Origin of the sequence: Lysobacter alkalisoli, from assembly GCF_006547045.1 — a bacterium.
Lineage (GTDB): Bacteria > Pseudomonadota > Gammaproteobacteria > Xanthomonadales > Xanthomonadaceae > Marilutibacter > Marilutibacter alkalisoli.
Genome location: NZ_CP041242.1, coordinates 3,369,823 through 3,384,204, shown reverse-complemented (window position 1 = coordinate 3,384,204; position 14,382 = coordinate 3,369,823). Strand labels below are relative to the sequence as shown.

Sequence of the window (14,382 nt, the reverse complement as noted above, 5' to 3'; positions counted from 1 at the left end):
CCTCACTTCGACTCGAACGCATGAGAATCGCACGCCGTCTGATCGGGCTTTCCGTTCTGTTCCTGCTCCTGTCCGCCTGCGGTGGCGGCGGTGGCGGATCGCCACCCGTGGGCGGCAATCCTCCGCCGTCGTCGCCGCCACCGGCCCCGCCGCCACCGCCGCCGCCACCACCACCACCTCCTCCTCCGTCGGACGGGCCGACCGGCTACCGCTGGGGCAATGTCGCGATGGGCGGTGGCGGCTATGTATCTGCGGTGATCCCGAGCAGGACCCAGCGGAACCTGTTCTACGCCCGCACCGACGTAGGCGGCGCGTACCGATGGGATCACGCCACGGGCCGTTGGGTCCCACTGCACGACTTCCTGTCGGAGGACGACGTGGGTCTGATGGGAATCGAGTCGATTGCGCTCGACCCCAAGGACTCGGCCGTGCTCTATGTACTGGCCGGTACCTCGTACTTCAGCAATGGCAAGACCGCGGTGATGCGCTCCACCGACTACGGCGCCACCTTCTCGCGCGTGACCGACGTGACCGCGCAGTTCCACGTCCACGGCAATGGCATGGGTCGTGGCAACGGCGAGAAGATGCAGGTCGACCCGGGCAACAGCAATGTGCTGTACGTGGGCTCCCGCGACAACGGACTGTTCAAGAGCACCGATGCCGGCGTGAGCTTCTCGCGCGTGGGCTCGCTGCCGGTGACCACCACGCCCAACCAGGCTGGCATCAGCTTCGTGCTGCTGGACCCGGCCAGCATCGCCGGCGGCGTGGCGCAGCGCATCTTCGTGGGCGTGTCGCGCTACGGTTCGGTGGGGCCCAACCTCTACCGCAGCGACAACGCCGGCAACACTTTCACCGCTGTCGCCAGTGCGCCGGCGGGCTACATGCCGCAACGCGCGGCACTGGCGGGCGATGGCAACCTGTATGTCACTTACGGCAACGGGGCCGGCCCACACGGCAACTGGAGCCAGCCCGAGCCCATGGATGCCGGCCAGGTGTGGCGATACAACGTCGCCAGCGGCGGCTGGACCAACGTGACGCCCACCGGCATCAACGGGGCGTTCTCCGGCGTGTCCGTCGATCCGGACAATCCGCAGCGCGTGCTCGTCTCGACCATCAACACCTGGATGCAGCAGGGCGACAACTGGGGCGACCAGTTCCTGCTCACCACCAACGGTGGCGGCAGCTGGACCAACGTGGTGCAGGGCGGCTTCGCGCTCGACACCGACGGTGTGACCTGGATCGCCGGAAACAGCATCCATTGGGCGAGCAGCATCGAATTCGATCCGTTCGACACCCGGTCGGCGTGGGTGACCTCGGGCAACGGCGTCTTCCGCAGCACGGACATCACAGCCAGCCCGGCCACCTGGACCTTTGCGGTCAGGGGACTGGAGGAGACGGTGCCGCTCGGCCTGGTCAGCGTGCCCGGCGGGCCGCTGCTGTCGGTGATCGGCGATTACGACGGCTTCCGCCATACCGATATCGATGCCTATGCGCCGATCCACACGCCGCGCATGGGCTCCACCTACGGGCTGGCAGTGGCTGCCGCCAACACGCCGGTCGTGGTGCGCGCCGGTATCGAGAAGATGTTCCGCTCGACGGACACCGGCACCACCTGGACCGCGGTGCCGACGATGCTTCCGGCCGACGCCAGCCGCACGAGGGACAGCGTGGTCACCCTTTCGGCGGACGGCAGGACGCTGCTGCACGGCATCCGGATCGACGACGTCACGACGACCTACCGTTCGACCAACTTCACGAGTGCGAGCCCGACCTGGACTCAAGTGACGGGTCTGGGCACGAGCGGCCTGCGCCCGGCGGCCGATCCGCTCAGGGCGAACAAGTTCTACGCCTACGACAGCAGCAACGGCGCCGTGCTCGTCAGTACCGACGGCGGCGCCAGCTTCGGCGTTGGGGCCATGCTCGCGGCCGGCGGCTCCACCTGGATACGCCCGGCCCCCGGCCGCGAGGGCGACGTGTGGGTGGCGCTCCGTTCCGGCGGGCTGAGCCGCTCGACCAACTCGGGCGCGTCGTTCAGCAGGCTGTCCAACGTGACCGACTGCAGTGCGGTGGGCTTCGGCAGGACGATGAACGGTGCGAGCTATCCGACCGTGTTCATCTGGGGCTCGGTCGATGGCGGCGAGCGCGGCCTGTACCGCTCGACCGACGAAGGCGCGAGCTGGATCCGGATCAACGACGATGCCCACCAGTTCGGTGGTCCGGGCAACGCGCAGCTCGTCGTCGGCGACATGAACACCGAAGGGGTGGTCTACATGAGCACCGTCGGGCGCGGCATCGTCTACGGAGTCCCGGTGGCGCCGCAAGCGAGCGGACGCGACTGGGCGAGAACCGCGCGGTTCCGCAGCGAGTCGATCGAAATGAAGTTACTCAGGTGAACGACGTGATGTTGCGCCTGGGATCGTCCATGAAGCTGCTTTCACGCGTCTTGCTCGCAGTCGCGATTCCGCTCCAGCTCGCAGGCTGCGGCCCCGGTGCCGCGCCTGCAATGGAAGCGGATTCCGGCAAGGCCGTGTTCGAGTGGGTGGAGTATGCGGGCGCCGACCCCGTGTTCGAGCGGAAGCTGCCGGCCGGTGCCTTCCGGAATCCGATCCTCACCGGCTTTCATCCCGATCCGAGCATCACGCGGGTCGGCGACGACTACTACCTGGTCAACTCCACCTTCGGCTTCCATCCCGGCGTTCCGGTCTTCCACAGCACGGATCTGGTGAACTGGACGCAGATCGGCAACGCGATCGACCGCCCGGACATGATGCCGTTCGGTCCGGACGTCAGCCTGAACGGCGGCGGCATCTACGCGCCCGCCATCCGCCATCACGACGGGACCTTCTACCTGGCCACGACGTGCGTGGGCTGTGGCGGCAACTTCATCCTCACCACCCGCGATCCGGCGGACGGCTGGAGCGACCCCATCTGGTTGCCGCACATCGGCGGCATCGATCCATCGCCGTTCTTCGACGACGACGGCCGGGTGTACATCGTCCACCATGCCAATCCGCCGGTGAAGAAGTACCCCGCACACACCCAGATCCGGATCATGGAGGTGGATCCGAAGACGTTCGCGCCACTGTCGGAGGACGTGCTGCTGGTCGATGGCAGCGACAAGCAACCCTGGCACACCGACTACATCGAAGGCCCGCACGTCTACAGGATCGATGGCCGCTACTACCTCAGCGCGGCCGGTGGCGGCACCGGCTACTACCACCAGCAACTGTTCTATCGCGCGGATTCGCCGTTCGGTCCGTTCGAGGCCAACCCCCGCAACCCGGTGCTCACCCAGTTTGGCTTGCCGGACGATCGCCCCGACCCGGTGACCGCCACCGGCCACGCCGACCTGGTGCAGGACCAGGCCGGCAACTGGTGGACGGTGTTCCTGGGCACGCGCGTCTACGACCTGGCGACCCCGCCGCAGGATCCGGGCAACTTCCACACCGGCCGCGAGACCTTCCTGCTACCGGTGCACTGGGAGGACGGCTGGCCGGTGCTGCTGGCCAAGGACCAGGCACTGCCCTGGACGCCGAAGGCCCCTGCGCTGCCCGAGGGCAAGGCGCCTGCCGTCCCCACCACGGGCAACTTCGGCTGGCGCGAGGAGTTCGACGCACCCGCACTCCCGCCTCAGTGGCTGTTCGCAAGGACGCCCCGCAGCCAGTGGTGGAGCACCGGCACGGACGGCGCCCTGGTCCTGCAACCGCGCGCGGACCGCATCGGCGGGAACGGCCAACCCTCGTTCGTCGGTCGCCGGATCCAGCACATGAAGGCGTCGTTCGCCACCCGGCTGAGATTCTCGCCTTCCCGGCCCGGCGATGAGGCGGGACTGTTGGCCGTCCAGAGCGATGACTTCTATTACGCCTTCGGTCTGGGAACCAGCGAACGGGGCGAACCCATGTTGCGGATCCATCGCCGTCGGGGTCGTGACGAACCTGCCGACGGCGTGGTGCTGGCCGAGCGGACCCTGGGTTCGGAAGCGCGCGATGGGGTGACCCTGAAGATCGATATCGACAGGGCCAGGATCGACTTCACCTACAGCGTGGACGGCGGGACGTTCACCACCCTCCTGGACGACGCGGACGCGCGCGTGCTGACCTCTGCGGTTGCCAGCGGCTTCACCGGTGCCGTGGTGGGCCCATATGCGCACAAGGCGGCCGCGCCATGAGGGAACACCGCGCCATGCCCATGCGGCTGATCGGCGCCCTGGCCGGCATCCTCCTGTTCTCCATCGCCGCCGTTTCGTTCGCGCGCGAAGAAGAGCCGGTCACACCCGAGCGGGCGCGCGCCAACTTCGCCCGGCCGATCGTGCTCGGTGCCGATGACGTGCGCACGTTCGCCGATGCGTCGGACGGCTTCCGCGACCTGCGTGCCGATGCAGTGCAGGGCAGGGTGGAGGCATTCGCATACGACTCGGGCGTGACCGGCACGCGCCGTCAGGCGCAGGTCTATCTACCGCCGGGATACTCGGCCGGGCGGAAATATCCCGTGCTTTATCTCCTGCACGGCATCGGCGGCGACCAGGACGAGTGGCGCGGCTACGTGCGCGCGCCGGCGATCCTCGACAACCTGATCGCCGAGGGCAGGGCGGTGCCGATGATCGTGGTCATGCCCAACGGCCGCGCCTTGCCGGACGATCGCCGGCCGCCCGAGGACCGCGTGTTCACGCCGGAAAACGCGGCCGGATTCGCCAGCTTCGAGCGCGACCTGCTGGATTTCCTCGTGCCGGCGATCGAGACGAAGTACACGACCCACGCCGACCGCGAACACCGTGCGCTTGCCGGGCTGTCGATGGGCGGCGGACAGGCGCTGAACTTCGGCTTCGGGCATCCCGATGTGTTTGGTTGGGTCGGCGCCTTCTCGCCGGCACCCAACACCCGGCCGCCGGCGGAGCTGGTCCCCGATCCGGAGGCCGTGCGGGAAAGGTTCACGCTGCTGTACCTGTCGTGCGGCAACCGCGACGGCCTGATCAACGTGTCCCAGGATCTGCACGCATATCTGAAGCGGCACGACATCGCCCACGTCTGGAACGTCGACGACCACGGTCACGACGGCGACAGCTGGGCCAACAACCTCTACCACTTCGCGCAACGGATATTCCGTTGAGCCGGCGTGGCCGCTCCCCGTATCGAGCCCGAGATCTACGGCCACTTCGTCGAGCACCTGGGCGCCGGTGTCTATGGAGGCTTGTGGGTGGGGCCGGATTCGGAGATCCCGAACACACGCGGCTGGCGCAACGACGTGATCGAGGCGCTGCGCCGCCTCGGGGTGCCGGTGATGCGCTAGCCCGGTGGCTGCTTCGCCGACGACTACGACTGGCGCGACGGCATCGGCGACCCGGCGAAGCGGCCGGTGCGGTTGAACAAATGGTGGGGTGCGGTGCCCGAGGACAACCGCGTCGGCACGCACGAGTTCATGGACCTGGTCGAGATCCTCGACAGCGAAGCCTACCTCCACGTGACCGAGGTGCTTATGGCGCGGTCCGCCAAGCACATGGACGCGCTGACGTTGCATTACTACACCGTTCCATCCGGATGAGCTGTCCCACCCTTCGTTGCTGAGGGCAGTGCGTGGTTCGGTTACCTGTGGTCAACAGATGCTTTCAGAAGGTGGCCAACTCATGTTTTCTCCCACAGAGGGTGTATCCGGGGACTCGAATGGCAAGTTGGCTGGGCGCGGCGTTCATGCCGCCGTGCCTGCCTCCACGCGGCGCGCCCACAACGCGTGCAGGCCGCGCGCGGCCAGTTCTTCCGGATGGCGCTGCACGCCGATGCCCAGTGCGGTGAGCGCATGCGCGTACGAGGACAGCAGGCGCTCGTTGCCGATCAGGTGCACTTGCACCGGACGCGGCGATTGCGAGAACAGGCCGGAAGCGCGGATCTCATGGCCGATCAGGATGCCGGACAGGTAGGACGGCAATGCGGCCTCATCGAACAGGCGGAACAGGCGGCTCGTACGCACGCCGAACAGATGATGCAACAGTCCGTCCGGCTGGGCGCTGCGCTTGAGGCCGGCATCGAAAGCATAGGCGTCGAAACGGACTTCCGCGCTGGGCATCGACTGCCCCAGGATGCTGTGCTGGCGCAGTATCGCGTACACCTCGCCGGTCATCGCGGTGGCAATACGGCGGATGAGGCCGTCGTGGACCGTGACCCATTTGCTGTGCGTGCCGGGCAGGCAGACCAGATGGGCGCCGCCGGGCAGTACGTCGAGCAGCGCGGCCAGTTGCGCCTCTTCGCCACGCATCACGTCGGGAACGGTGTCGGAAACCGTGTCGCACAGCCCGGGCACGATCCACAGCTCGCGTCCCTCGAATCCGGCGGCCTCGATTCGCTGCATGCCCTGCGCCAGTTCGGCGTTGCCGGCCGGGCAGTCCAGGTAGGGGACTTCGCGCCAGCCGCCGCGGCCGCCGACCATGCCGCACATCAGGATCCGGGTATCGTTCCAGCCGGCGGTTTCCTGCGCCAGCACATCGCCGAAGCGACCCGTGCTCGCCATCGCGCCGCAGTCGCTGCGCCGTCGCTCGCGCACCAGGCCGCTTTCGTCCAGGCGGTACAGGCGCAGGCTGCTGGTGCCCCAGTCCACTGCGATCATGGCAGTCGCACCCGGTCTTCAGGCCGCGCGAACGGGCGCTCCATCCGGCAGGCGAACACGCCGCCGGATAGCGGCAGCGCGGCCAGGGTGTCCGCGTCCAGGCCCACGCGCGCGCTGGTGACGTACAGGGTGTCGTCGCGCAGGATGCAGCAGGAGGATTGCGGCGCGGGCACGCGGACGATGCGGTCGATGCATCCGTCCGGCAGGTAGCGCACCACCCGTCCGGCGCCCCATTGCGCGTTCCAGAGGGCATCTTCGGCGTCGACGATCGAACCGTCGGGTTCGGTGCCGGGGGCGTCGAGTTCGACGAACAGGTCGATGTCCGATACCGCCGCGGCGGCGGCGTCATAGCGACAGGTCATGATGCGTGCGTCGTGCGAGTCGCAGAAGTACATCCGCGTGCCGCTGCCGTCGAAGCAGATGGAATTGGGGATGGTGGCGCGCGGCAATGCAAGTTCGCGCAAGCCGTGTGCGGCTGTGTACTGGTAGAAGCGGCCGGCGCGGCGTCCGTCCGCGTATTCGCTCTTGGTGCCGAACACGAATCCGCCAGCGCGGTCGGCACGGCCGTCGTTGATGCGTGTCAGCGGATCGTCTGCGTCCACGTCGGTCAGCCTGGCCAGCGGCAAGGTGCGTGTGTGCAGGTGCGCCTCCACGTCGGCTGCATGCAGGCCGTTGGCCAGACCCAGCAGCAGGCGACCGTCCTCGGCCAGGGACAGGCAGCCCAGCGGTTCGGGCAGCGACCACGTGTGCGTGTGGCCGCTGGCGGGAACGTGCCGCCACAGTTCCGCACCGAGGATGTCGGTCCAGTACAGCGCCTGCCGGTGCGCACACCACAGGATGCCTTCGCCGAGCTGGCAACGGCTGTCCACCTGCAGCGTGGCCAGAAGCTCGGTCATGGATTCACCATTCGGCCACGCTGCCGTCGGCATGGCGCCACAGCGGGTTGCGCCAGCGTGGCGGGTCGAGGCTGGCCTGTTTCAGGCGCTCCTCGTCGATCTCCACGCCCAGGCCCGGTCCCGGCAGTGCGGCGATGCTGCCGTCCACGCAGCGGAAGTCGTCCTTGTTGAGCACGTAGTCGAGCAGGTCGGCGCCCTCGTTGTAATGGATGCCGATGCTCTGCTCCTGCAGCATCGCGTTGTAGGAGACAAAGTCCACCTGCAGGCAGGCAGCCAGCGCCACCGGACCCAGCGGGCAGTGTGGCGCCAGCGCCACGTCGTAGGCTTCGGCCATGGCGGCGATCTTCACGCATTCGGTGATGCCGCCTGCGTGCGAAAGGTCCGGCTGCAGGATCGCCAGTCCGCCAGCGGCCAGCACCGGTTTGAACTCGGCGCGCGAGTACATGCGCTCGCCGGCGGCCAGCGGGATCGGTGTGGCATCGGACAGTGGGCGGTAGTACTCCCATTGCTCGGGCAGTACCGGCTCCTCCACGAACAGTGGGCGGAAGGGCGCCAGTTCGCGCAGCAGCACGCGTGCCATCGGGGCGCTGACCCTGCCGTGGAAGTCGATGCCGAAATCGACCGCCTCGCCCATCGCCTCGCGGATCGCCGCGACCTTGGCCACTGCCGCATCGACCGCGCGCGGGCTGTCGATCAGCTTGAGTTCCTCGGTGCAATTGAACTTGAAGGTATCGAAGCCCAGTGCCTGGTAACGCCGCATCTGCGCCACGATGTCGGCCGGGCGGTCGCCACCGACCCAGCGGTAGGTCTTCATGTGTTCGCGCACCAGCCCGCCGAGCAACTGGTACACCGGCACGCCCAGCGCCTTGCCTTTGATGTCCCACAGCGCCTGGTCGATGCCGGCGATGGCGCTCATCAGGATCGCGCCGCCACGGTAGAAGCCGCCGCGGTACAGCGTCTGCCACAGATCGTTGATGCGTGCCGGATCCTGCCCGATGAGGTAGTCGCCCAACTCGTGCACGGCCGCTTCCACGGTGCCGGCGCGGCCTTCGATGACCGGTTCGCCCCAGCCGCTGATGCCTTCGTCGGTCTCGATCTTGAGGAACAGCCAGCGTGGCGCGGCCTGGTAGGTGGTCAATCGCACGATCTTCATGCGGCGTGGTCCAGATAGGCCTGCCGGAACCGGCGCGCCTGAGCGCGGGTGATTTCGACGGACTGGCCGGGTTTGTAGAGTTCGCTGCCGATGCCGGCACCCTGGCAGCCGGCAGAGAGAAATCCGGGCAAGGTGTCGGGGGTGACGCCACCGACAGCGAAGAGGGGAACCGACGGCAGCACGCTGCGCAGGGCGCGCACCATCGTCGGTCCGTAGACGGAAGCGGGGAAGAGTTTGAGCATCTGCGCGCCGGCCTCCAGCGCGTCGAACGCCTCGCTGGCGGTGGCGAAGCCGGCCGCCACAAGCAGGTTGCGCTCGACCGCGTGGCGGATCACCGCCGGGCGCGTGTTGGGCGTAACCGCCAGTCGGCCGCCTGCCGCGAGCAATGCGTCGGCGTCGGCTGTCGTGAGGATGGTGCCGGCGCCGATGGTTGCACGCGCGCCGAACTCGTGGGCCGCCAGCGCGACACTGCGCGACCAGTCCGGCGAGTTGGTCGGAATCTCGATCGCATCGTAGCCTTCGTCCACCAACGTGCCGACATGTGCCAGCACCTCGCTCGGCGCGATGCCGCGCAGGATGGCGATAAGTGGCAGGTGGAAGGGCGTGGTGAGCGCGTCCATGCGGATCAGTCGTGGCAGACCTGAGAGCGGCCGCCGTCGATCAGGATGTCGGTGGCGTTGAGGTTTACCGACAGGCAGCGTTCCCAATCATCGTCGGAAAGTGCCAGCGGGTCGGCGAACAGGTCCGCACCGGCGTTGTTCACCAGCACGTCGATGCCGCCGTGGGCCGCCAGCGCGGCCAGCACCGCCGCGTCCACGGCAGCGCGGTCGGTGATATCGACAAGTGTGTGCACTACGCCATCGTCGCCGATGGGCGACGGTTGCCGGTCCAGACCGACCACCTGCGCACCCTTGCGTGCGAACAGCCGCGCGATGGCAGCGTCGATGCCGCTGGCGGCGCCGGGGACCAGCGCGACCTTGCCCGACAGGCGGCCGCTCACGCGTGCGTTTTCCCGGGGGCGGTGAATGGCGTGGCGGCGGCGCGTGGGCTGTCCTGCTGCGGTGGCGTCATGGGTTCTTCTCCCTGTTGCGAATCAGTTGACGCGGGCCTGTCGCTGGCTTTGTGCCGGTCCGTCGCCCCGCCACTGCGGTGGCGGGGGCGCTGCGCGCCGCCCGTCCCCTGAATGGAAGCGTGGCATAGCCTTACGTGAGCATCTATGCACGACAAATGAAATTTTTGTCATATTCTATTCCTGGTCCGAATAGCTCGTGTTCGGCGGAGACGACACATGATCCAACCCACCACCGGCTGGTTCGGCGCCGCGCGCCTGAAGACCCGCCATCTGCTGCTGCTGCTGCATCTGTACGAGCAGCGCTCCGTGCTGCGCGCCGCCGAGGCGGCCAACATGAGTCAACCGGCGGCTTCCAAGTTGCTGGCCGAAATGGAGGGGCTGCTGGGCGTGCCGCTGTTTGAGCGTCATGCCCGGGGCGTGGAGCCCACCTGGTACGGACAGGTGCTGATCCGCCGTGCGCGCTCGGCGCTGTCGGAGCTCGGCCGCGCGCACGATGAGATCGCGGCGCTGCGCAGCGGTCGCATGGGCCAGGCCACCATCGGCACCGTGGTCAACCCCGGCACCAACCTGGTCCCGCAGGCCATCGCGGCGGTCAAGAGCGACTTTCCCGACATCCTGATCAAGGTGGAGATGGATTACAGCCGCCCGCTGGTGGCCAAGCTGCTGGACGGCCAGCTGGACATCGTCGTCGGCCGGATCATGGAGTCGGAGGGCGCGGCGGAACTGGTCTTCGAACCCCTGGCCGACGAGCCTCATTCAGTCATCGTGCGGGGCGGGCATCCGTTGGCCTGTCGTGACCGGGTCGACCATGCCGACCTGGCCGAGTACGGCTGGATCCTGCCGCCGACGGCCAGCGTGCTGCGTTCGCGTCTGGATGCGATGTTCCTGGAACATGGTCTGCCGCTGCCGCAGAACATCGTGGAAACCTCCTCGTTGCCGATCATCATCCATCTGTTGCGCCACAGCGACCTGCTGACCGCATTGCCGAGTGAATCGGTGGCGCCCTACCTGCAGACCGGGCAGATGTGCGCGCTTCCGATCGAGCTGGGTGTGCGCATGGAGTTCTTCGGCATCATCCGCCGCCGCGACCAGTTGCTCTCACCCGGAGCGGAGCGGGTGCTGGAGGCCCTGCGCGCCACTGCCCGGAGCCTCTACCCGTCGGTGGGTGACGGTGCGGGGATGGGCCAGGGATGACGGATTAGTATTCGCTTCGGGAATAGATCGCGGCTAAATTTTCATTTGCATGTAATGACTGCGCTGTCATAGGCTGCCGGCACGGTCGCATGAGCCTGGATATACGCAGGCAACAGCGATCCGGGGAGCACCACAGCTCGGGCACGGCGGCTGACCCCACCCCTCCGGGGAAGGGCGGACCGGCGGATCCGATCCAGGGAGAGGCGAGGGCGATGCCCACCGGCGCAGCCAACGGTTGCCCATCGCCCCGCGCACCCCCGGCACGAAGGCGCGCAGACGCCAGGGCCGGGACCACAACTTCGATCGTTTGCCATGTGTCCTGGGAGGGAACAATCATGTCGACGCTTCAGAGCCGCCACGCGGCGGCCCATCGTGCGGGTCGTCATGTCGACCGCAAACTGCAACCCACTGCCCTGGCCCTGGGCGTCGCCCTGATACTGTCGGTGCCGGCCTACGCCCAGCAGAACGAGGCGTCCCCGCCGGACGAGGATCGGGCCGTCGAGCTGGACAGGGTGGTCGTCGCAGGAATCCGCGGTTCCGTATACAGGGCCCAGGACATCAAGCGTGACGCCGACACCTTCGTCGACTCGGTCACTGCTCTGGACATCGGCGCGCTGCCCGACCGCAGCGTCACCGAAACCCTGTCGCGCATCCCGGGCGTGACCATCGACCGCTTCCTGTCGGTGGGCGATCCCGAGCACTTCTCGGCCGAAGGCAGCGGCGTGCAGGTCCGTGGCCTGACCCAGGTGCGTTCCGAGTTGAACGGACGCGACAGCTTCTCCGCCTCCGGTGGCCGCAGCCTGAGCTTCCAGGACGTGCCATCCGAACTGATGGCCGGCGTCGATGTCTACAAGAACCAGAAGGCCGACATGATCGAGGGTGGCCTGGGCGGCACCGTCGATCTGCGTACGTTCATGCCCTTCGACTTCGAAGGCAGCAGGTTCGGCATGTCCTTCAGTGCGAACAAGGGCGACTTCGCCGACAAGGTGAAACCCTCCGGCTCCATCCTGTTCAGCAACCGCTGGGAAACCGATGCCGGCGACTTCGGCATTCTGGTCGACGTGGCGCATTCGGAACTGGCCACCCGCACCGACGGCATGTTCGTGCGGCCGTTCTTCGAGACCGCCAACAACGACCTGGATGGAGACGGCGTCAACGAGCGACTCTGGCTGCCGCGCGGCGCCGACTGGCGCACGCTGGAATACGAGCGCGAACGCCAGGGCGCCTATCTCGCCCTGCAGTGGCGGCCCAACGAGAACCTCGAACTGTTCACCACCGCGTTCCAGAGCCGATACGACGAGCTCTGGTACGAGGACGCCATCTTCGTCGGCAACGACCCCACCCAGGTGAGGCTCGATGCAAGCCAGCCCTACGAGCTGGACGGCAACGTGTTCCGCTCGGGACGGCTCGTCCAGCCTGGGGATATCCCCATGGGCACCGACATCCGTGCGTCTCACCGCAAATCCGAGACCACCGATCTCTCGTTCGGCCTGAATTGGACATTCAGCGAAAGAACCAAGCTGTCCACCGACCTGCAGTACATCAAGTCCAGTACCAACACCCTGGATTCCACGGTGGCGCTGGGCATCAACGTGCCCTATATCGACGTCGACCTCAGCGGCGGCCGGCCATCCATCGGTATCGATCCGCAGTTCACCGGAAACCCCGCCAATTATTACTGGGGTTTCACCATGGACCATCGGGACGACAACGAGGCCGACCAGCTGGCCTGGCGCGCCGACCTCAAGCACAGCTTCGACAGCGGCGTCTTCAGGGCGCTCAGGTTCGGCGTGCGCCTGACCGACCGCAGCGCCACCACCGTCGATAGCGGCTACGACTGGCAACCGGTCTTCCAGCCCTGGATGCAGTGGTGGGCCCTGCCGGGCGACCAGCCGCTGCCGGGACTGGACCTCGACGGCACGGTCAACTCCAGCCTGGTCCACCAGAACACCTTCAACAACTTCTACCGCGGCGACGCCAACACGCCGGGTACCTTCTTCGCGCCGATCCTGGCGACGGCCCTTGGCTTCCCGGGCAGCTACCTGGACATCCATGGCGCCGCGACCCCGTACTACCTGTGCTGCTTTGGGCAGATCACGCCGCGGGACCTGCAGGATCCGCAGTGGCGCAACGAACAGAGCGAGAAGACCACAGCCGCCTACGCGATGCTCGATTTCGCCCTGGACAACCTCCGCCTGGACGGCAACTTCGGCGTGCGCGCGGTGCGCACCAGGAATTCCGCCGATGGGTTCCTGGTGTTCCCGAACGTCGCCTATGCGCCGTATCTGGGTGCCGGCGAATCGGAGCCGATCTCGGCCAGCAATGCCTACACCGACGTGCTGCCCAGCCTGAACGTCCGCTGGGAACCGGTCGACAACCTGATCGTGCGTTTCGCCGCTTCCAAGGCCATCGCCCGACCGGCCTTCAGCGACATGCAGGCCTATCGGGTCTTGAGCGTCGGCCTGCGGGACGGCGTCACGCTGGACCCGGACAACCCGAATCAGGTGCTGCCGATCACCGACCTGGTGTTGACCAGCGGTTCCACCAACAACCCCTACCTGAAGCCGATGAAGGCCAACCAGTTCGACCTGTCGCTGGAGTGGTACTTCGATCCGGACAAAGGCGGCATGGCCTGGGTCAACTTCTTCCACAAGGACGTCAAGGACTATTTCCGCAGGCAGTCGCGTCTGCTGCCCTTCCCGGGCGCCGACGGCAACGAATACGACTACCTGGTCACGCAGACCATCAACACCGGCAAGGCACGTATCCAGGGCGCGGAGATCGGTTGGACCCAGTTCTTCGATTTCCTGCCGGCGCCTCTGGACGGCCTCGGTATTTCGGCGAACTACACCTACATCGACAGTTCGACCAGGATACCGGCCGAAGTGGATGCGTTGCCGGTCGATACCGACGGCTCGACGTTCGGCGCTCTGCCGGCCGACGGCCTGTCCAAGAACTCCTACAACGTGGCCACCTTCTACGAGAAGGGGCCTTGGCAGATCCGCCTCGCCTACAACTGGCGCAGCCAGTACCTGCTTGGGGTCGGCGCAAACGGCTACAACGGCACCAACGACAACCTCGATGGCGTAGCCGTTCCCTGGAAACTTCCGGTGTACAGCGACGCGTACGGGCAGCTGGATGGTTCGATCTTCTACCGGATCTCGGACAACATGCAGATCGGCCTGGAGATGAACAACCTCAACAACGCCGAGCAGCGCACGATCATGGATCAGAACGGTGCCGGCAGTCGCCCCACCTCCTGGTATGTCAATGACAGGCGCTACGCCGCGACGGTGCGCCTCACGTTCTGACCCGATCGTCGGGAGGAGCGGTGCTCCTCCCGGCCGTTCCGGCGGTTTCCGCCCGTGCCGGGACAGGCAAGCCGCAGGGCGGCCCGCGGCTCACCATGGGCCGCCTCACCATGGTGTGCTTCACTGCATGGCGCACCGGCTCTCCAATCAAAGGGAGAAACC

The 14,382-nt window shown here is 67.0% G+C and carries 10 protein-coding genes and 1 pseudogene; 6 read left to right on the top strand and 5 right to left on the bottom strand.

The window, feature by feature from the left end; translation table 11 throughout:
- The first annotated feature begins 20 nt into the window (after positions 1-20).
- The 4 genes and pseudogenes from FKV23_RS15005 to FKV23_RS17595 all read left to right on the top strand — a co-directional run.
- Positions 21-2,393: a WD40/YVTN/BNR-like repeat-containing protein gene (locus FKV23_RS15005; protein ID WP_141624587.1), complete on the top strand. Its 2,373-nt coding sequence runs from the start codon at positions 21-23 to the stop codon at positions 2,391-2,393.
- Between the two features lie 29 nt (positions 2,394-2,422).
- A complete protein-coding gene (locus FKV23_RS15000) occupies positions 2,423-4,168 on the top strand; it encodes a glycoside hydrolase family 43 protein (RefSeq protein WP_167285287.1) in 1,746 nt (581 codons plus the stop codon).
- A gap of 14 nt (positions 4,169-4,182) precedes the next feature.
- A complete protein-coding gene (locus tag FKV23_RS14995) occupies positions 4,183-5,106 on the top strand; it encodes an alpha/beta hydrolase (protein WP_208543180.1) in 924 nt (307 codons plus the stop codon).
- Positions 5,107-5,124: 18 nt separating this feature from the next.
- Positions 5,125-5,454 (top strand): annotated as a pseudogene (locus FKV23_RS17595) (alpha-N-arabinofuranosidase); the annotation flags it as partial.
- 228 nt (positions 5,455-5,682) lie between these two features.
- Here FKV23_RS17595 and FKV23_RS14985 read toward each other — a convergent pair.
- From FKV23_RS14985 to FKV23_RS14965, 5 genes are read right to left on the bottom strand one after another with little or no spacing between them, the layout of a single operon-like run.
- Positions 5,683-6,594: a 2-dehydro-3-deoxygalactonokinase gene (locus tag FKV23_RS14985; RefSeq protein ID WP_141624585.1), complete on the bottom strand. Its 912-nt coding sequence runs from the start codon at positions 6,592-6,594 to the stop codon at positions 5,683-5,685.
- Positions 6,591-7,490 carry an SMP-30/gluconolactonase/LRE family protein gene (locus FKV23_RS14980; RefSeq protein ID WP_141624584.1) on the bottom strand — a complete coding sequence of 300 codons (900 nt, stop codon included), beginning with the start codon at positions 7,488-7,490 and terminating at the stop codon, positions 6,591-6,593. The genes FKV23_RS14985 and FKV23_RS14980 overlap by 4 nt, the downstream gene beginning before the upstream one ends.
- Positions 7,491-7,494: 4 nt before the next feature.
- The gene (gene dgoD / locus FKV23_RS14975; RefSeq protein ID WP_141624583.1) at positions 7,495-8,643 is read right to left on the bottom strand and encodes a galactonate dehydratase; all 1,149 of its coding nucleotides are present in this window, start codon (positions 8,641-8,643) and stop codon (positions 7,495-7,497) included.
- A complete protein-coding gene (locus FKV23_RS14970) occupies positions 8,640-9,263 on the bottom strand; it encodes a 2-dehydro-3-deoxy-6-phosphogalactonate aldolase (RefSeq protein WP_141624582.1) in 624 nt (207 codons plus the stop codon). The genes dgoD and FKV23_RS14970 overlap by 4 nt, the downstream gene beginning before the upstream one ends.
- Before the next feature lie 5 nt (positions 9,264-9,268).
- Positions 9,269-9,643: an SDR family NAD(P)-dependent oxidoreductase gene (locus FKV23_RS14965; protein ID WP_141624581.1), complete on the bottom strand. Its 375-nt coding sequence runs from the start codon at positions 9,641-9,643 to the stop codon at positions 9,269-9,271.
- 288 nt (positions 9,644-9,931) lie between these two features.
- Between FKV23_RS14965 and FKV23_RS14960 the strand changes: the two genes are divergently transcribed.
- Positions 9,932-10,909 (top strand): LysR substrate-binding domain-containing protein, encoded by a 978-nt coding sequence (locus FKV23_RS14960; protein ID WP_141624580.1) that lies wholly within the window; start codon positions 9,932-9,934, stop codon positions 10,907-10,909.
- 335 nt (positions 10,910-11,244) lie between these two features.
- The gene (locus tag FKV23_RS14955; RefSeq protein WP_141624579.1) at positions 11,245-14,220 is read left to right on the top strand and encodes a TonB-dependent receptor; all 2,976 of its coding nucleotides are present in this window, start codon (positions 11,245-11,247) and stop codon (positions 14,218-14,220) included.
- The last annotated feature ends 162 nt before the right edge of the window (positions 14,221-14,382 follow it).

Excerpts from the sequence above, each read along its gene's own strand:
- FKV23_RS14955 (WP_141624579.1), top strand. The coding sequence starts at position 11,245 with ATGTCGACGCTTCAGAGCCGCCACGCGGCGGCCCATCGTGCGGGTCGT.
- FKV23_RS15000 (WP_167285287.1), top strand. The coding sequence starts at position 2,423 with ATGAAGCTGCTTTCACGCGTCTTGCTCGCAGTCGCGATTCCGCTCCAG.
- FKV23_RS14985 (WP_141624585.1), bottom strand. The coding sequence starts at position 6,594 with ATGATCGCAGTGGACTGGGGCACCAGCAGCCTGCGCCTGTACCGCCTG.
- FKV23_RS14995 (WP_208543180.1), top strand. The coding sequence starts at position 4,183 with ATGCCCATGCGGCTGATCGGCGCCCTGGCCGGCATCCTCCTGTTCTCC.
- FKV23_RS14970 (WP_141624582.1), bottom strand. The coding sequence starts at position 9,263 with ATGGACGCGCTCACCACGCCCTTCCACCTGCCACTTATCGCCATCCTG.
- dgoD (WP_141624583.1), bottom strand. The coding sequence starts at position 8,643 with ATGAAGATCGTGCGATTGACCACCTACCAGGCCGCGCCACGCTGGCTG.
- FKV23_RS14960 (WP_141624580.1), top strand. The coding sequence starts at position 9,932 with ATGATCCAACCCACCACCGGCTGGTTCGGCGCCGCGCGCCTGAAGACC.
- FKV23_RS15005 (WP_141624587.1), top strand. The coding sequence starts at position 21 with ATGAGAATCGCACGCCGTCTGATCGGGCTTTCCGTTCTGTTCCTGCTC.
- FKV23_RS14980 (WP_141624584.1), bottom strand. The coding sequence starts at position 7,490 with ATGACCGAGCTTCTGGCCACGCTGCAGGTGGACAGCCGTTGCCAGCTC.